Here is an 18,060-nt window from a genome sequence, read left to right as displayed (position 1 = left end):
GAGATCTCCCCCATGAGCGCCCTCCTCCACGACGGCACCGCCGTGCTCGGCCGGCACCTGCAGCGCGTCCGGCACGCCCCCGCGATCCTGGTCATGACCCAGACGATGCCCATCGTCTTCCTGCTCTTCTTCGGCTACGTCTTCGGCAGCGCCCTCGCGATGCCCGGCTCCGACTACCGGGCCTACCTGGTGCCCGGCATGTTCGTCGCGACCGCCGCGGGCGGCGTCATGACCGGCATGTTCACGGCCGCCCAGGACACCCACCGGGGCGTGCTCGACCGGTTGCGGACGCTGCCGATGAGCAGGGCGGCGGTGCCGCTCGGCCAGGCGCTCGCCGATCTGGTGACCACAGCGGCCGGGTTCGTGCCCCTGGCGCTCGTCGGGCTGGCCATGGGGTGGCGGATCGAGGGCGGGCCGACGGCCGCGGCGGGGGCGTTCGGGCTGCTGATGCTGTTGCGGTTCGCGACCACCTGGGTCGGCATCCTGCTCGGGCTCGCCTCGCAAAGCGAGGAGGCGGCGAGTCAGCTGGGCAGTGCCACGTTCATGCTGCCGCTGCTGTCGAACGCGTACCTCCCGACGGACGACCTGCCGTCGGGGCTGCGTCTGGTCGCCGAGTGGAATCCGATCAGCGCGGTGGCGACGGCGGTACGCGATCTGTTCGGCAACGCTCCCGTCCCGGCGGACGCGGCGTGGCCGGTGGCGCATCCGGTGGCGGGATCGGTCCTCTGGTCGCTCGCGCTGCTCGCGCTGTGCGTACCGCTCGCCGCGCGCCGGTACGCGCGCGGCGGGAACTGAGAGCGGGCGGGGCCTGCCGGACCTCAGCCGGGTGTGCTCAGGGCATGGGTCGTCGGGGGTGGTGGTGATGAGTGACGGGGTGGAGCGGGGTGGGTGGGAAAGACCCGCCGCGGAGCGGCGGTTCCGTCCCGGGGACCACCCGCGGTCAGCGTCCGCCGAACAGCGAACGCCGCAGCCTGCGCAGCGGCGCGAAGAGCGAGACTCGCCTCACTCGGGCACCCCTGCTGCTGCGGGCGTGCGCGGCGTCACGTGAGGTCAGCTCGCGCATCAGCAGTGTCGCCTCGTGCGACTCGCGCTGCGGGACGGCGGGGCCGCCCAGCACCGAGAGATGACGATCGAGACGCGAACTGCTCGCGCTGCTGCCACAAGTGATCGCAGGGACACGCGCCCTGCTGCGCACCGTTATCTGTTCCATGTCACTCCCCACCCGTACGAGGGCACCCGGCCCAGGGCAGGTTAACCCTATCGCCCTGTCATGACACACGTGTATCCCGGTCACAGGATTCACCTACCCCACAAGGAGGTTGACGATTACTCTCCGGATCTGCGGGATTCCAGGGCGAGTTGGACATACACCCCGACAACGGTCGCCCACAGCCGCCGGTGACGGCGGGGGCACCGTGCGCACACCGGGGCACGTGGGCTATCTCACGTGCGGTTTTCCCGCGCTCCTGACGGCCGCCGACGACCCTGGACCGGGTGCCGACATCTCCAGACAGGCCCGCAGCCGCAGCAGTCCGTCCCGCATCCTGGTCTTGACCGTCCCCAGGGGCACGGACAGGCGCCGGGCCACCTCCCGGTACGTACAGCCGTCGTAATAGGCGAGCGTGACGGCCTGGCGCTGGAGGTCTGTGAGGCTGCACAGACAGCCCCGCACCCGCTCGCGGTCCAGTGTCGCCTCGACTTCCTCGGCGACGTGGTCGAAGGCGGGGCCCTCCCCGAACCGGGCCGCCCGCGCCTCGCGTTCCCGCGCCGCACGCACGCTGCGCACCCGGTCCACGGCCCTGCGGTGCGTGAGCGTCAGGATCCAGGACAGGGCGCCGCCCCGCCCCGGATCGAACCGGGGCGCGGTCCGCCAGACCTCGACCAGCACCTCCTGGGCCACCTCCTCGGACTGCGCGTGATCGCGCAGCACCCTGCGCACGAGCCCGAAAACCTGCCCGGACACCAGTCCGTACAGCTCCTCGAACGCCTCCTGGTCCCCCTCGGCGACCCGTAGCAACAACGTGTCGGCCTCCACCCGTTCCCCCTCCCCCGCTTCCGCGCCGGCTCTCCGGCACCAGGAATTCGGCGCGGCAGGCGCCGTGGATGCGCGGGACGCGACATCGGCCCAATCCGCCCGCGGCGCGGCCCCGAATGGCCTGTGTCAGTCAGGTACATCAGGCGCGTGAGGACGGATGCGATGACAGCGATCACCAAGAAACGGGCGGGGCGCCGCGGCCTCGCCACACTGGTCTGCGGCGCGCTCGCCGCCGGGGGGCTCGTGGCCGCCGGGGTGAGCGCGCTGGAGCCGGGGGCCGCCCGGGCCTCCAGCCACCGGGAGGCCCCGCTGATCTCGGGGCAGCCGCAGTACGACAACACGGACGTGTACGCGTTCGTCAGCCCCGACAAGCCCGACACTACGACCCTCGTCGCGAACTGGATCCCCTTCGAGGAACCCGCGGGCGGGCCGAACTTCTACCTCTTCCCCGAGGACGCCCGCTACGACATCCACATCGACAGCGACGGGGACGGCCAGGGCGATCTGCTCTACCGGTGGACGTTCGACACCAAGGTGAGGAACGGGAACACCTTCCTTTACAACACCGGCCCGGTGACGGCCCTCGACGATCCCGACCTCAACATCACACAGACGTACGACATCGACCTGCTGAAGCTGAAGGACCAGAAGGTCGTCTCCACCAGGAAGATCGCCGACGGCCTGCCGATCGCGCCGTCCCGGGTGGGCAGGGCGTCGATGCCCGACTACAAGAAGCTGCGCGACCAGGCCGTGCGCAAGGTCGCGGGCGGCGGCACGTCGTACGTCGGGCAGGCGGACGATCCCTTCTTCCTCGACCTGCGGGTCTTCGATCTGCTGTACGGCGGCGACCTCTCGGAGGTCGGCCGGGACACGCTCAAGGGCTACGACGTGAACACGGTCGCGCTGCAGGTGCCCAACGCCGACATACGCCAGTCGCAGGAGCAGCCGACGGTGGGCATCTGGTCGACGACCGAGCGCAAGAACGCCGGAGGCGACTGGACGCAGGTCTCCCGGCTCGGCAACCCGCTGGTCAACGAGGTCGTGGTGCCGCTGCGGGACAAGGACAGGTTCAACGCCTCCGCGCCGTGGGACGACGCCCAGTTCCTCCCCTACGTACAGAAGCCCGAGCTGGCGAAGCTGCTCGAGAAGTTCTACGGCGTGAAGGCACCCGCCGAGCCCAGGAAGGATCTGGTCTCCGTCTTCCTGACCGGCGTGCAGGGCCTCAACCAGCCGCCCGGCGTACGCCCCGCGGAGGCGCTGCGCCTCAACACCTCCGTCAAACCGGCCGCCGATCCGAAGCGGCTCGGCGTCCTCGACGGCGACAACGCGGGCTTCCCGAACGGGCGGCGCCTCGCCGACGACGTCGTCGACATCGAACTGCAGGCGGTCGCGGGCGAACTCGTGGGGGCCAAGAACGACCTGGGCGACGCGGTGAACGCCAACGACCAGGCGTTCGGCGGGACCTTCCCCTACCTGGCACTGCCCACCTCCGGCTCGCGCGGTCCGCTGGCCCGCGGGGGCGCCGACGGGACCTCGGCACGCGACGCCCTCGCGGGCGGGGCCGTACCGCCCGCCTCCGTCCCGTCCTCCCCGTCCTCGTCCGGGGACTCCGACGACACGGTCCTCATCGCCTCCGCGGCGGCCGGGGCCGCGGGAGTGCTCCTCGTGGCGCTTGGCCTCGGCTGGTGGCGGTCCCGGCGGCGGACGGCCGCGGGGATCTCCTGAGAGCCGCCGCTCCGCACCACCGGTCCGCACCACCGGTCCGCCGCACCGGCGGACCCACTCCGCAGCCGGGAACCGGCTGCCCGCCCCGAACGGGCGCGGCCCGCGGCGCTTCCTCCCGCGGGCCGCGCCGCCATCCGTTCCGGGCCCCGTCCGGCTCGTCCGTCATCCGGAAAGTCAGGTCGCTCCCATGAAACGCAACTCCGTACGGAACGCCGTGGCCGTCGCCGCCCTCTCGCTCGCCCTCACCGCGGGTGCCGTCGTGCTCGGCGCCGACGAGGGGACGGAGCGGCCCGCCGTCGCCACCGGGCCCGTACCGGCGCCCGACGCGCTCCGCGGCGGGAACCTGGACCGGGGCGTGGACACGCTCCGGGCCCACCTGCGCACCCGGCCGAAGGACTTCGTGTCCTGGGCCACGCTCGGCACGGCCTACGTGGAACAGGCCCGCACCCGCGGCGACCCCGCTCTCTACGGCGCCGCCGACCGCGCCCTTGACCGCTCGCTGAAGCTGCGCCCCGGCAACGACGCGGCGCTCGCGGGGCGCGCCGCGGTGGCCGCCGCCCGGCACGACTTCCGCGGCGCCCTGCGCCACGCCACCGCCGCCCTCGCCGAGAACCCTTACAGCGAACGGGCGTTGGCCACCCGCATCGACGCCCTGGTGGAGCTCGGACGGTACGGCGCGGCGTCCCGCGCGGCCGACGAGGCGGACGCGCGACGGCCCGGGGTCCCCGTCTTCACACGGTACGCGTACGTACGGGAGTTGCGCGGCGATGTCACGGCCGCGCGACGCGTCCTGGAGCGGGCGCTGGCGGGGGCGACGGCGCCGGGAGACGTGGCGTACGTGTCGACGGCGCTGGGTCAACTGGCGTGGCGCCAGGGCGACTACCGCTCCGCGCTGCGGCACTGCGGGGCCGCGCTACGGGCCGACGCTGACTATCTCCCCGCCCTGGAGTGCCGGGCCCGGACCCGGGCGGCCCGCGGCGAAACTGCCTCGGCGGTCGCCGGACTGCGGACGGTCGTGGAGCGGCAGCCGCTCCCGGGACCGGTGCTCGCGCTCGGCGAGCTGTACGAGGCGCGGGGCGACACCGAGCGGGCCCGGGAGCAGTACCGCCTCGTGGACACGTGGGTCGCGCTGGCCCGCGCGAACGGGGTCGACCCGGATCTGGACACCGCGCTCGCCGAGGCCGACCACGGGGACCGGGCGGTCGCCCTGCGGGCGGCGCGGGCGGAGTGGAACCGGCGCCGGACGGTGCACACGGCCGACGCCCTGGCGTGGGCCCTGCACGTGAACGGCCGGGACGAGGAGGCACTGCCGTACGCGCGGCGGGCCACGCGGACGGGGTTCCGCGAGGCGTCCTTCCTGTTCCACCGGGGGATGATCGAGCGGGCCACCGGAGCCGACCGGGCCGCCCGGAGGTCGCTGGAGGCGACGCTGCGGCTGAACCCCGGCTTCTCGCCGCTGGGTTCACGCGAGGCGCGCGCGACGTTGCGGGCGCTCGGGGGCGGTGCGCCATGAGGCTCCGGACGAGAAGTGGGAGCGGACGCAGGCTCACGCGGCTCCTGGGAGCGGCCGCGGCGCTGGGGGCGGCCCTCGCTCTGGGCGCCCCCGCCGGGACCGCGCACGCCCACCCCCTGAACAACTTCACCGTCAGCCATTACGACGGGCTGGTGGCGGAGCCGGGCCGTCTGAAGGTCGACCACGTGGAGGACCTCGCCGAGATCCCGGCCGCCCAGGCGGCGCCCCGCATCCGCGAGGCGGGCCGCGGCAGTTGGGCCCGCCGGCGCTGCCGGGACGCCGCCGACACCACCCGGGTCAGCGTCGCGGGGCGGCCCGCCGAGCTCGCCGTGGGCACCGCGCGGGTCCGCGCCCGCCCGGGTCAGGCGGGGCTCGACACGCTCCGCGTCGAGTGCGCCCTCAGCACCGCGCTGCCCCGGGGCGAGTCGGTCACCGTACGGTTCCGCGGCGGCGCGGCGGACGACAGGACCGGCTGGCGCGAGATCACCGCCCGCGGCGACCGGATGACCCTCGCCCGTTCCGACGTACCGGAGACCTCCGCGTCGAAGCGGCTCACCCGGTACCCGAAGCGCCTGCTCTCCGCGCCGCCCGACACCGTGTCCGCGTCGCTGCGGATCACGCCCGGTGGCCCGGCCCTCGCCGATGCCGGAACGGCGGAAGAGGACGGGATCGCCGCCGTGCTGCCCCGCGGCGCCGACCGGTGGACACAGGCCCTGACCGGGCTCGTCGGACGCCACCCCCTCACCCTCGGTTTCGCGGCGCTCGCCCTCGGCACCGCCGTGCTCCTCGGGGCCCTGCACGCGCTCGCCCCCGGGCACGGCAAGACGCTGATGGCCGCCACCGCGGCGGCCCGCGGCCGCGCCCGCGCCCGTGACGTACTGCCGCTCGCCGCCTCCGTGACGGTGACGCACACGCTGGGCGTGCTCGCCCTCGGCCTCCTGGTGAGCGGGGGTTCGGCCGCGGCACCCTCGGTGGTCGCCTGGCTCGGCGTGGCGAGCGGGGTGCTGGTGACGGGAGCGGGCGTGCTGCTCGTGCGCAGGGCGTGGGGGCGGGGGCGGGCGTGGGGGCGGGGGCGGGCGTGGGGGCGGGGGCGGGCGTGGGGGCGGGGTGCGGAACATGGGCACGGGCACGACCACGGCCATGAGCACGGGCACGGGCACGGGCACGACCACGGGCACGGCCACGGGCCCGAACACGACCCAGCCCACCCCCACAGTCACGCGCACCACTCCCACGCCTCCCACATCCACCCCCATCCCCATTCCCACCCCCATCCCCGCTCTCACTCCCACCCCCACTCCTCCGGAGGCAGCCTGCGCGGCATGCTCTTCCTCGGGTTCGCCGGGGGCCTGGTGCCCAGTCCCTCCGCCGTCGTCGTCCTGGTCGGCGCCGCCGCGCTCGGCGAGGCCTGGTTCGGGCTGCTGCTCGTGGTGGCGTACGGCGTGGGGCTCGCCGTCACGCTGTCGGCCGCGGGGTTCCTCGTGGTCCGCGTGGGGTCCTTCGCGGGGCGGCGCCTCGGGCCCGGGTGGCCGAGCCGTCGCGCCCGGCGGTTCCTGCCGCTCGGCTCCGCCTGCGTCGTCCTCGCCCTCGGGTGTGGATTGGTGCTCAAGGGGGCCGCAACCGCGCTCGGTTGAGCTACTTTTGTCGAGAATCTCACCGCTGCGGATGGGGGCGCCCGTGAACCAGCCAGAGCGCGTGATCGCCGGGCGCTACCGCCTCCTCGCCCCCCTGGGCGAAGGCGGCATGGGCACCGTGTGGCAGGCCCGTGACGAGATCCTCGGGCGTGAGGTGGCCGTCAAGGAGGTGCGCGCCCCTGCCGGTCTCCCGGCGGCCGAGGTCGACCGGCTGTACGCGCGCCTGGAGCGCGAGGCCTGGGCCGCCGCCCGCATCCCCCACCGCAATGTGGTCACCGTCTACGACGTCGCGAGCGAGGGCGGCCGCCCGTGGATCGTGATGGAGATGGTGCGCGGCCTCTCCCTGTCCGACGTGCTGGAGGCCGAGGGCGCGCTGTCCCCGCGGCGGGCCGCCCACATCGGCGCCGAGGTCCTCGCCGCCCTGCGCGCCGCCCACGACGCCGGGGTCCTGCACCGCGACGTCAAGCCCGGCAACGTACTGATCGCGAACGACGGCCGCGTCGTCCTCACCGACTTCGGGATCGCCCAGGTCGAGGGGAGTTCGGCGCTGACGATGACCGGCGAGGTCATCGGCTCGCCCGAATTCCTCGCCCCGGAGCGGGCGTTGGGGCACCACCCCGGGCCCGCCTCCGACCTGTGGTCGCTCGGCGTCCTGCTGTACGCCGCCGTGGAGGGCAGCTCGCCGTTCCGCCAGGACACCCCGCTGAGCACGCTGCGCGCGGTCGTGGACGAGCCGCTGCCGCCCGCCCGCGGCGCAGGTCCGCTCGCCCCGGTCATCGAGGGGCTGCTGCGCAAGGATCCGGCCGAGCGGCTGTCGGCCGCCGACGCCGAGAGCGACCTGCGGGCCGTGGCCTCGGGCGGCACCCCGCGCGCCGGGACGCCCCTCCCCTACATGCCGACGACCACGGCCGAGCGGCCGCCGCCCGGGCCGACGCCGCCCGCCCCCTTCCCCGTCTCCCCGCCCCCGTCGACGGCGTCCACCACATCCACCACGACGACCGGCCCCGCCCGGTCCCGCCGCGCGGTGGCCGCCCTGGTCGCGGGGCTCGTCGCGCTGGCGCTCGCACTGGCCGGGATCACGTACGCCCTGGTCAACCGCGACGACGGGGGTGATGACGGCTCTTCGAGCAGCGAGGGCGGCAGCGGGTCGGCCAGCGGTCAGGGCGGCGACAGCAGCGCGTCGCAGGACCCGGGCAACGGCTCGTCCGGGGGCGGCTCGGACAGCTCGTCGGACGGTGACGGCGGCAACGGCAAGGCCACGAGCGGCGGCGGTGGGGGAAACGGCGGGAGCGGCGGCCACGGCGGCACCTCGGCCCCGCCCGCCCAGACGGTGAAGGTGTACGTCTCCGGTGCGCACACCCGCTACGAGGGCGCGTGCCCGCCGACGCCGGGTCAGGCGCCCTCGTTCACGGCGACGTTCACGGTGGGGCGCGTCCCCGCCACCGTGCAGTACCGCTGGGTGACACGGTCCGGCAGGTCGGGCGACCCCGGCTGGAAGACGCTGTCGTTCGGCTCGGGCGGCGGGAGGACGCGGCAGGTCAACCATGTCGAGACCGCGTACGACACCGGGGGCGGGACGTATGAGAACTCGATCGGCGTCCAGGTGCGGAGCCCCGTGAAGACCACGTCGAACGCGGTCGCGTACACGGTGACCTGCGAGCAGGAGACCCCGACGGACGGGGGCTCCTACACGCCGGACGCGTAGGCCGGGGTCAGGCGGCCTGGGTGAACACGGGAAGGTAGCCACCGGACTGGCCGGCGGCGGTGGGGTGGTAGGACTCGCCGATGTTGAGCCAGTTCACGCTGTGCAGCCAGGGGCTGCCCGAGCAGATCTCGTGCCCGGCGAAGGCGGACGTGACGTTGCCGAACGTGAAGCCGTGGTCCGCGGCCCGCTTGGCGGTGGCCGTGTTGAGGTAGTCGGAGGCGTCGTTGATGGCGGCCCGCTCGCGCTCGGAGAGACCGGCGAGGCAGCTGCCGCTCAGCTGGTAGAAGCGGGGGTAGCCGAGGACCACGACGTGGGCGGAGGGTGCCTTGGCGCTGATCGCGTCGTAGACCTTGTCGAGGTTGCCGGGGAGGGTGGAGTCGACGTACGCGCGCGCCGTCGCGATGCGGGCCAGACAGGTGCTCTCGGACTGCAGCACACAGGTCGTCATGACGTCGGCGAAGCCCGCGTCGTTGCCGCCGATGGAGATCGAGACGAGCCCGGTGCCGGAGCCCAGCGGGCCGAGCTGGCCCGAGAGAACATCACCCGTACGAGCGCCGGAGCACGCCACGAAGTTGAAGCTCGAGGGTGAATGGGCGGCCGCCCACAGGGCGGGGTAGGCGCGGGTGCTGCGCTTGCAGTTCCCGCTGGCGCTGTCGTAGTTGCCCGCGCCGACGCCCGAGGAGTAGGAGTCGCCGAGGGCCACGTAGCCGGTAGCCGCGGCCCGTTGGCCGGTCGACTGGTCCGCGTGGGCCGCTGCCGCGCCGGTGAGGGCGAAGGCGGCCGCGAGGAGGAGCGAGGACATGTATGCCGTGATGCCGGACAATTTCATGGAACCTCCCTTAGCAGGGTTTCTGCCACGACCGTGGTAGCACGCGCTCCCGGCCGTCGATAGTGTCCATGTCAATAACTTCCTGCACAATTGGCTTGCCCACGCGGGGAGTTCACCAACACTTACGGGGTATGGCGGGGAACATCTGCACGCCCCCTCCGCGTCTTGACGGGCCGTCCGGGCCTGCGCGACATTGAAGCCCGGCATCCGGCGCTTCGGGGGGCAAAGTCGCCCATGCAGACCATCGGGAACACGGCACCGGCCGCGGACACGGGCCATCGTCCGGGGCACGACACCCAGCAGGACCTGCTGCCGCTGCTCGCCGGCGCGGCCGTCGCGGTGGGCGCCGTCGGGGCGATGCTCGCGCTCGTCGACCTGGCGTCGCCGCTGCGCGCCCCCTTCACCCTCTTCTTCCTGCTCGCCGCGCCGGGCGCCGCGATCGGCGCCGCGCTGCGGGCCCTCACACCGTGGGGCCGGGCCGTGGCCGCCGCGTCCGGAGCCGTCGCGGTCGACCTGCTCGTGGCGCAGGGCATGCTGGCGCTGCACGTGTGGTCGGTGCGCGGCGGCGTCGCCGTCGTCGCCGCGGTCAGCGCGCTCATCCTGCTGCCGACAGCGATACGGCGTCCGCGCCGCCGTCCGGCGAGAAGGTGGACTTCCTGACGTGGCCCTCACCGTGCACCGCCCCGGCGACCTCACCGCCGCCGACCGGGCGGCGTGGACCTCCCTGCAGTCCAAGGCGCACCTCGAAGGACCGGCCGGGCTCGCCAACCCCTTCCTCTCCCCCGAGTTCGCCCTCGCGACGGCGCACGAGCGGCGCGGGGTGCGGATCGCGGTCGTGCGCGAGGGCGACGAGCCCGCGGCGTTCCTCCCCTTCCAGCGATCCGCCGGCGGTGTCGGCCGGGCGATCGGCCTCGGCGTCTCGGACTGCCAGGGCCTCGTGCACCGGCCGGGCTTCGACTGGGACGCCAGGGAGTTCCTGCGCGCCTGCGGACTGACCGTGTGGGAATTCGACCACCTGGTGGGCGGGCAGGCGCCGTTCGAGGCGAGCGCCTCCGGCTCCTTCCCCTCACCCGTCATGGACATCGACCGGGGGTACGCGGCCTATCTCGAACAACTCCGCACACAGTCACCGAAGTTCACCCGTTCGACGCTGGCCAAGGAGCGCAGACTCGGCCGCGACCACGGTCCCGTGCGCTATGTGCACGACGAGCGCGACCCCCGGGTCCTCGCCACGCTCATGCGCTGGAAGTCCGCCCAGTACCGCAGGACGGGCCGCAGCGACCGCTTCGCGCACCCCTGGATCGTCCGCCTGGTGCGCCGGCTCTTCCACACCCGCTCCGACTCGTTCGCCGGGCTCCTGTCGGTCCTCTACGCCGGGGACGTGCCGGTCGCCGCGCACTTCGGGCTGCGCTCCGAGCGGATCCTCGCATGCTGGTTCCCGGCGTACGACCCGGCGTACGCCAAGTACTCGCCGGGCCTGGTCCTGCATCTGCGCATGGCCGAGGCCGCCGCCTCCGACGGCGTCGCGTATCTCGATCTCGGCCGCGGCCACAAGACGTACAAGGACTCCCTCAAGACACGCGAACTCACCGTGTCCGAGGGGTGGGTGGCACTCCGTCATCCGGTGGCGTTCGGACACCTGGCACGCCGTGCCCCGGTCAGGGCGTTGCGGAACACCGTGCAATCCAGACCGGCATTATTCGAACCGGCCGACAAACTGCTCAAGCACATGGGCCGAATTCGATCCAGGGGCCGGATATAGGACGGTCCGAATGTGATCGCATAGATGACCCAAATCGTGAAAAACGTGAGACCACGTTCCAGGTCTTGCCATACAGTCCCAATCATCAATACCGTCGTACATCCACCCGCAACGGCCCATCACGCCATGCGATCCAGGGGAGGGCTCAAGATCGCGATGGGGCCGGTGCGGGGCGCGGTAGGGGGGTGCCGTGCTCGGTGACCGCTCGTCGGCCGAGACACGTCCCGCGCTGTGCCAGCTCACTCGGCATGCACGGAGACCCATTTCGTCATGCTCACGTGCGAACCCCCCTTTCGACCCGGATCAACGACCGGACTGCCCGGGGGCGGGCCGTCCACCGGACGAGAGGGATCACCGGACTCATGAGTTATTCCGTGCGCCCGGCAGACGCCGGACAGGACCCGTCGAAAAAGATCGCCAGAAACTACCGGCCGATCTCCACGCATTTGGCGATCACGCCGCCGGTGAGTGTCGTGATACCCGCCATGAACGAAGCGGAGAATCTTCCGTACGTGTTCAAGACACTTCCCGAATGGATCCACGAGGTCGTTCTCGTCGACGGCAATTCCACCGACGACACGGTGGCCGTCGCCCGCGAGCTGCGGCCCGACGTCAAGGTCGTGCGCCAGCTCGGCAAGGGCAAGGGCGACGCGCTGATCACCGGCTTCGCCGCGTGCACGGGCGACATCATCGTGATGGTCGACGCGGACGGCTCGGCGGACGGCCAGGAGATCGTCTCCTACGTCTGCGCCCTCGTCTCCGGCGCGGACTTCGCCAAGGGCTCGCGGTTCGCCAACGGCGGCGGCACCGACGACATGACGCCGATCCGCAAGCTCGGCAACCACGTCCTGTGCTCCGTCGTGAACACCAAGTTCGGCGCGCGCTACACCGACCTCTGCTACGGCTACAACGCCTTCTGGCGGCACTGCCTGGACAAGATAGAGCTCGACTGCACCGGCTTCGAGGTCGAGACCCTGATGAACATCCGGGTCGTCAAGGCGGGCCTCAAGGTGCAGGAGATCCCGAGCCACGAGTACCTGCGGATCCACGGCACCAGCAACCTCAGAGCCGTCCGGGACGGCATCCGCGTACTGAAGGTGATCCTCAGCGAGCGCTCCCACCGCGGCAGACGCGGCGCGCGGCGCAGGAGCGCGCGGGGGCTCCCCCTCGGCACCGGCCGGGGAGAGGTGTCTTGAGCGCGGAGATCTCCGTGGTCGTCTGCGTGTACACCGAGGACCGCTGGGCGGACATCCTCGCGGCGGTGTCCTCGGTGCGCGCGCAGTCCCTGGCGGCCCTGGAGACCCTGCTCGTGGTCGACCACAACCTCCCGCTCCTGGACCGGCTGGCCGAGGAGTACAAGGAGGACGAGGGGGTGCGGGTGCTCGCGAACGCGGGCCCCCGCGGCCTCTCGGCCGGCCGCAACACCGGGATCGCCGCCTCCCGCGGCGAGTTCATCGCCTTCCTCGACGACGACGCCGTCGCCGAGCGGGAGTGGCTGCGGCACTTCGCCGAGGCGTTCGAGGACCCGCGGGTCCTCGCCGTCGGCGGCCGCACCCTGCCCGCGTGGGAGTCCGGCGGGCGGCCTGCCTGGTTCCCCGAGGAGTTCGACTGGGTCGTCGGCTGCACGTACCGGGGACTGCCCCCGGGCCGGGTCCGCGTGCGCAACGTCCTCGGCGGCAACGCCGCGTTCCGGCGCACCGCCTTCGACGCGGCGGGCGGCTTCGCCACCGGCATCGGACGGGACGGCGACAAGCGCCCGCTGGGCTGCGAGGAGACCGAGTTCTGCATCCGCCTCGCCCGCGCCCGGCCGGACGCGGTGCTGCTCATCGACGACCGCTCGGTGATCCACCACCGGGTGCCGGCCGCCCGGGAAGCGTTCCGCTACTTCCGTGCCAGGGCGTACGCGGAAGGCCTCTCCAAGGCGCTGGTGGCCCGGAGCGTCGGCGCCGGCAAGGGACTGGAGTCCGAGCGCCGCTACACCACGCGCGTGCTGCCCGCGGGCATCGGCCGCGGCCTGCGCGACGCGGTGCTCGGCCGCCCGGGCGGCGCGGGGCGCGCGGGTGCCATCGTGACGGGCGTGCTCACCGCGGCAGGGGGGTACGTACTCGGGAGCGTCCGCGCGCGCAGGGGAAACGCCGCGTTCTCCGTCGCGCGGATCGGGGAGGGCGCGGGCCGCGAGGGGGCCGCGGCATGAGCACGGAAGCCGTGCCGATACTGATGTACCACTCCGTGGCCCGCGCGCCGAACGAGGCGACGCACGGCCTCTCGGTCTCCCCCGACGCCTTCGCGCACCAGATGGACGTGCTCGGCGAACGGGGCTTCACCCCGCTCACCGCCTCCCAACTCGCCGCGGCCTGGCGCTCGTCCGGCCGCACGCTGCCCGGCCGCCCCGTACTGATCACCTTCGACGACGGCTACGAAGGGGTGCACCGGCACGCGCTGCCCGTGCTCGCCCGGCACGGCTTCGCGTCGACCCTGTTCGTGTCCACCGGCTGGCTGCGCGGGGAGTACGACACCGGAGGCGGCCTGGACCGCATGCTCGACTGGGACCAGGTGCGCGAGCTGGCCGCGGCGGGGGCGGAGATCGGCGGGCACAGCCACACCCACCCCGAGCTCGACCAACTGCCCGACGAGGAGCTCCTCTTCGAGCTGCGGCGCTGCCGCGACATCGTCACCGACCAGCTGGGCACCCGGCCCGCGTCCTTCGCGTACCCGTACGGCTACTCCAGCCGCCGGGTGCGCGAGCGCGTGCGCGAGACGGGGTACGGCCAGGCGCTCGCCGTCGGCAACGGCCTGGCCCGCCGCGGCCAGGGCCCGTACGCGCTGCGGCGGGTGACCGTGCGCCGCGCCACCGGCGCCGAGGAGTTCGAACGGCTGGTGACCGGCGGCCCGATCGGCCGTGACTTCGCCCGGGACCGCGCCCTGACCAAGGGGTACGCCATGGTCCGCAGAGCCCGACAGATCCGCCGGAAGGCAATCCGTACCCGTGTCTGACACGACCACGGCCCGGGCCGGCGTCGCCGGGCCCGCGCCCACCGGAGGGCGGCCCGCCGCCGGGTCCGGCCGGACCCGCCTGCGCCTGCCGGGCCGGGGCGGCGGCCCGAGCCCGCTGTTCCGCAACGCGTACGCGCTGATGCTCAACACCGGCATCTCCGGCGTGCTCGGCGTGGGCTTCTGGCTGGCCGCCGCGCACTACTACTCGGAGTCGGCGGTCGGCCAGGGCTCGGCCGCCATCGCCGCGATGAAGCTCCTCGCGGGGCTCACCGCCGTGACACTGACCGGCGCCCTCGCACGGTTCATACCCATCGCGGGCCGCGCCACGGGAAAGCTCATCTTCCGTACGTACGCGGGCAGTTCGGTCGCCGTGGCGCTCGCCGCGCTGGTCTTCCTGCTCACCCTGGACCTGTGGGGGCCCTCGTACCGCTTCCTGCACGGGCCGGTCCACGGCGTCGGCTTCGTACTCGCCGTCGTCGCCTGGTCGGTCCTCACCCTGCAGGACGGCGTCCTGACCGGGCTGCGCAATGCGCTCTGGGTACCCGTCGGCAACACCGCCTTCTCCGTCGCCAAGCTCGGGCTGCTCATCGCGGTGGCCGCGGCGATCCCCACCGCGGGCGTCTTCGTGTCCTGGGTCGCCTCGATCCTCGTGTCGGTGATCCCGCTCGGCTGGCTGGTCTTCCGGCGCCTGGTGCCGCGGCACGTCGAGGCCACCGACGGCAGGGCGCGGCCGCCCACGGTGCGCGAGATCGGCCGCTTCCTGGCGGGCGACTACACCGGCTCGCTCTTCTCGCTGGCCGTGGTCTACCTCGTCCCGGTGATGGTCGCCTCGCAGGTCAGCTCGGTCGACAACGCGTACTTCTACATCGCCACCACCATCGGCGGCACGGTGAACCTGCTCGCCATCAACATGGGCGCCTCACTGACCGTCGAGGGCGCGCACGACCCGGCGCTGCTCGCCGCCAACACCCGCTCGGCGCTGCGCCGGATGGCGACGATCATGCTGCCGGTGTGCGGGACCCTCTTCCTCGCCGCGCCGCTGATCCTGCGCGTGTTCGGGCAGGGGTACGCGGACGCGGCCACCCCGCTGCTGCGCTGGTTCGCGGTGGGGGCGCTGCTGCGGGTGGTCATGGAGACGTACTTCGCGGTGCGGCGCGCCCAGAGCAGGACCTCCGGAATCGCCTGGCTGCAGGGCCTGTTGTGCGTCCTGGTGCTCGGCCTGACGCTGCTCCTGCTGCCGCGCACGGGGCTGACCGGCGCGGGCATCGCGGAGGTCTCCAGCCTGGCGGTGATCGTGGCCGTCGCGGCGCCGCAGCTGTACCGGGTGGTGCGGGCGGCACCCTCGAAACCGGCCGAGGACGCGGCGCCGGACGGCGACCTGGCCGATCTGGGGACACCGGAGGCACCCGTCGGGCGGGTACGGGCGCGGGCCGCGGGCACGGAGCGGCACGGCCCCGCGTGGGCCCTGCGGGAGTCGCTCGACTCGGACACCCTCCAGCTCGCCGTACCGCTCGACTTCGAACACCAGGAGCGCAGGCCCGACGTGCGGCCGGGCCCCGGCACGCCCGCCGCCGGAACGCCCGCGGCGCGGAGCGAGGGGGATCCCGCGGACCACCGGCCCACCTGGGCGCTGAAGACCCCGGCCGCCGCACCCTCCTCTTCCGTGTCCACGCCCCCGGCGGGGGCGCCGGGCCGGGACGCCTCCGTGCCGCCGACCGCGGTCCCGGCGCCCGCCGCTCCCCCGCACGCCGGGCGCCGCCACGTCCTCGTCCTGGCGTTCCTCCTCGTCGCCGCGCTCGCCCTGTACTGGCTGCCCGTCCTCGGCCTCGGGGAGGAGGACCTGGACGACATGGGCGGGCTCGGCCTGATCTCCGTCCTGCCGAGGCCGACGCTGCTCGGCGCCGCCCTCCTGGTCATCGTGTTCGCCGCACTGCTGTGGATGGACCGGCCGGTCAAGAGCCTGCTGCTCCTGACGCTGCTCGCCACCGTGGTGTCCCTGCACGCGCTGCCCGCGGTCGTCGAGACCGAGCCCCGGTTCGCCACGGCCTGGCAGCACCTGGGCTTCCTGGAGTACATCGACCGGACGGGCTCCGCGGTGCCCGACCTGGACGCGCGCTGGAGCTGGCCCGGCTTCTTCGCCGCGGCCGCCTTCGTCGCGAAGGCCTGCGGCGTCACGGATCTGACCGAGGTGATCCGCTGGTGGCCGACGGCCGTGCAACTGCTCTACCTGGCGCCGATGTTCCTGCTCGTACGCTCCCTGCGGGCGTCCTGGCGCGCCCAGTGGACGGGCCTGTGGATCTTCGTTCTGAGCGGCTGGGTCGGCCAGGACTACTTCTCCCCGCAGGGCTTCACGTATCTGCTCTACATCGCCTTCGTCGCGATCCTCCTGGTGTGGTTCCGCGCCCCGCGCGTGCTGTGGGCCGAGCGCCGTCCCGGCGAGAGCGAGGTCGAACCGACGGGCCGCGGGGAGCGCGCGGTCCTGCTCCTGGTCCTGATGGTCCTCTTCGCGGGGACGGTGCCCGCGCACCAGTTGACGCCGTTCGTGATGCTCGGCGTCCTCACGGTGCTCGTCCTGGTCGGCCGCTGCGAGCTGCGCGGCCTGCCGCTGCTCTTCGGCGTGCTCGTCGTCGTATGGCTGGGCTTCCTCGCCGAGCCCTACTGGTCGGGGCACTTCGACGACCTGTTCGGCGGGGTCGGCGGGGTCGGCGGCAATGTGTCCTCGTCGGTCTCCGGGCGGATCGAGGACGGCAGTTCGTCGCATCGGCTCGTGCTCTACGCGCGCGTGGCGCTGGCGGGCGGCGTCATGGCGTGCGCCTGCTGGGGCTGGTGGCGGCGGCGCTTCCACCAGTACGGCGAACGCTCGCTCCTCGTCCTCACCTTCGTGCCGTTCCTCGGTTTCGGCATGCAGTCGTACGGCGGCGAGATGGCCCTGCGCGTCTTCATGTTCGCGCTGCCGGGCGCCGCCCTGCTCGCGGGGCTCGCGCTGTTCCCGCGCACGGGCGCGACGCCGGAGGAGCGCGACCGCGACCGGGTGAGCCTCGCGCCGCTGGCCGCGCTCCTTGCCGGTCTCGTCCTGCTGTGCGGCTTCCTCGTGGCCCGCTGGGGCAACGAGCCCTTCGAACGGATCCGCCCCGGCGAGGTCACGGCGATGGAGTACGTGTACGCGCACGACGACCCGACGGTGCGGCTGCTCTGGATGAGCGACGACACGGTCGACAACGTGACCCCCGCGATGCCGTGGGGCGCTCGCGACATGGAGAAGGTGGAGTACGTCCCCACGCTCGCGCCCGCCGACCCCGTCCTGGTGTCCGGCCTGGTGAAGGCCCTGAAGGACGCGGGCCCGCACTCCTACCTGATGATCAACCGCAGCCAGACGACCTACTTGCGGATGGACGCGGGGTACTCCTCGACGTGGGAGCCTCGGCTCCTGCGCAATCTGGACGACCGGGAGGACCTCCAGAAGGTCTTCACCAACGACGACGCGAGCATCTACCGGCTGACCGAGCAGCCGGAAGGACCGGTCGCGAAGCCCGATCCGGGGCCCGTCGGGCCGAGGGTGACCTGGACGCCGTGGTCGGTGGTGGGCGGCTTCGCAGCCGTCACCCTCCTTCTGCTGCTCGGGGCGCGCGAGCTGGTGCGGGTCGCCGCGGCGCCGAGCGTGCGGCAGCAGCGGTGGCTGCAGAGCAGCTTCTGGTTCTCACTGCCGCTGCTCGCTGTGCTGCTGGCGTCGTTGGTCCAGCGGTTCTCGACGATGGCGTGAGCACGGGGGCGGGCGCGGCCCGGGTGTGGGGGATCGGCGGGGGGGGTGCGGCGGCCAAGCGGCGGGGGTACGGGGGTCAGGCGGCGGGGGTGCGGCGGTCAGG

Annotated in this window: 14 protein-coding genes; 11 read left to right on the top strand and 3 right to left on the bottom strand. The window is 73.3% G+C overall.

Features of this window, described 5'->3' with window-relative positions; translation table 11 throughout:
* Positions 1 to 12 precede the first annotated feature (12 nt).
* Positions 13 to 795, top strand: a complete 783-nt coding sequence (locus ACZ69I_RS30660; protein WP_470835823.1) for an ABC transporter permease — start codon at positions 13 to 15, stop codon at positions 793 to 795.
* Between the two features lie 145 nt (positions 796 to 940).
* On the opposite strand, the gene ACZ69I_RS30655 is transcribed toward ACZ69I_RS30660, so the two are convergent.
* Both ACZ69I_RS30655 and sigK read right to left on the bottom strand, forming a co-directional pair.
* Positions 941 to 1,210: a hypothetical protein gene (locus ACZ69I_RS30655; protein WP_361168343.1), complete on the bottom strand. Its 270-nt coding sequence runs from the start codon at positions 1,208 to 1,210 to the stop codon at positions 941 to 943.
* Positions 1,211 to 1,438: 228 nt separating this feature from the next.
* Positions 1,439 to 2,035 carry an ECF RNA polymerase sigma factor SigK gene (gene sigK / locus ACZ69I_RS30650; protein WP_470835822.1) on the bottom strand — a complete coding sequence of 199 codons (597 nt, stop codon included), beginning with the start codon at positions 2,033 to 2,035 and terminating at the stop codon, positions 1,439 to 1,441.
* Positions 2,036 to 2,197: 162 nt separating this feature from the next.
* Here sigK and ACZ69I_RS30645 point away from each other — a divergent pair, with 162 nt between their 5' ends.
* The 4 genes from ACZ69I_RS30645 (at position 2,198) to ACZ69I_RS30630 (ending at position 8,612) form a co-directional block, all read left to right on the top strand.
* Positions 2,198 to 3,760, top strand: coding sequence for a DUF4331 domain-containing protein (locus ACZ69I_RS30645; RefSeq protein WP_470835820.1), 1,563 nt, complete (start codon positions 2,198 to 2,200; stop codon positions 3,758 to 3,760).
* Positions 3,761 to 3,947: 187 nt separating this feature from the next.
* Positions 3,948 to 5,273, top strand: a complete 1,326-nt coding sequence (locus ACZ69I_RS30640; RefSeq protein ID WP_470835819.1) for a tetratricopeptide repeat protein — start codon at positions 3,948 to 3,950, stop codon at positions 5,271 to 5,273.
* Positions 5,270 to 6,907: a HoxN/HupN/NixA family nickel/cobalt transporter gene (locus ACZ69I_RS30635; protein ID WP_470835818.1), complete on the top strand. Its 1,638-nt coding sequence runs from the start codon at positions 5,270 to 5,272 to the stop codon at positions 6,905 to 6,907. Before ACZ69I_RS30640 ends, ACZ69I_RS30635 begins: the two co-directional genes overlap by 4 nt.
* Before the next feature lie 31 nt (positions 6,908 to 6,938).
* Positions 6,939 to 8,612 (top strand): serine/threonine-protein kinase, encoded by a 1,674-nt coding sequence (locus ACZ69I_RS30630; RefSeq protein WP_470835816.1) that lies wholly within the window; start codon positions 6,939 to 6,941, stop codon positions 8,610 to 8,612.
* Between the two features lie 7 nt (positions 8,613 to 8,619).
* On the opposite strand, the gene ACZ69I_RS30625 is transcribed toward ACZ69I_RS30630, so the two are convergent.
* Complete coding sequence (locus tag ACZ69I_RS30625) at positions 8,620 to 9,441, bottom strand: SGNH/GDSL hydrolase family protein (RefSeq protein WP_470835815.1); 822 nt, start codon at positions 9,439 to 9,441, stop codon at positions 8,620 to 8,622.
* 234 nt (positions 9,442 to 9,675) lie between these two features.
* Here ACZ69I_RS30625 and ACZ69I_RS30620 point away from each other — a divergent pair, with 234 nt between their 5' ends.
* The 6 genes from ACZ69I_RS30620 (at position 9,676) to ACZ69I_RS30595 (ending at position 17,957) form a co-directional block, all read left to right on the top strand.
* A complete protein-coding gene (locus tag ACZ69I_RS30620) occupies positions 9,676 to 10,101 on the top strand; it encodes a hypothetical protein (RefSeq protein ID WP_470835814.1) in 426 nt (141 codons plus the stop codon).
* Between the two features lies 1 nt (position 10,102).
* Positions 10,103 to 11,203, top strand: coding sequence for a GNAT family N-acetyltransferase (locus ACZ69I_RS30615; RefSeq protein WP_470835813.1), 1,101 nt, complete (start codon positions 10,103 to 10,105; stop codon positions 11,201 to 11,203).
* 362 nt (positions 11,204 to 11,565) lie between these two features.
* Positions 11,566 to 12,399, top strand: a complete 834-nt coding sequence (locus tag ACZ69I_RS30610) for a glycosyltransferase family 2 protein (RefSeq protein WP_470835812.1) — start codon at positions 11,566 to 11,568, stop codon at positions 12,397 to 12,399.
* Positions 12,396 to 13,397: a glycosyltransferase family 2 protein gene (locus ACZ69I_RS30605; protein WP_470835811.1), complete on the top strand. Its 1,002-nt coding sequence runs from the start codon at positions 12,396 to 12,398 to the stop codon at positions 13,395 to 13,397. The genes ACZ69I_RS30610 and ACZ69I_RS30605 overlap by 4 nt, the downstream gene beginning before the upstream one ends.
* On the top strand, positions 13,394 to 14,197 hold the full coding sequence (locus ACZ69I_RS30600) for a polysaccharide deacetylase family protein (protein ID WP_470835810.1): 804 nt from the start codon (positions 13,394 to 13,396) through the stop codon (positions 14,195 to 14,197). Before ACZ69I_RS30605 ends, ACZ69I_RS30600 begins: the two co-directional genes overlap by 4 nt.
* A complete protein-coding gene (locus ACZ69I_RS30595) occupies positions 14,190 to 17,957 on the top strand; it encodes a lipopolysaccharide biosynthesis protein (protein WP_470835809.1) in 3,768 nt (1,255 codons plus the stop codon). Before ACZ69I_RS30600 ends, ACZ69I_RS30595 begins: the two co-directional genes overlap by 8 nt.
* Positions 17,958 to 18,060 lie beyond the last annotated feature (103 nt).

Source organism: Streptomyces sp. NPDC036815, assembly GCF_055609205.1.
Note: the sequence above shows the minus strand (reverse complement) of the source record. Positions and strands in the feature narration are given on the sequence as shown.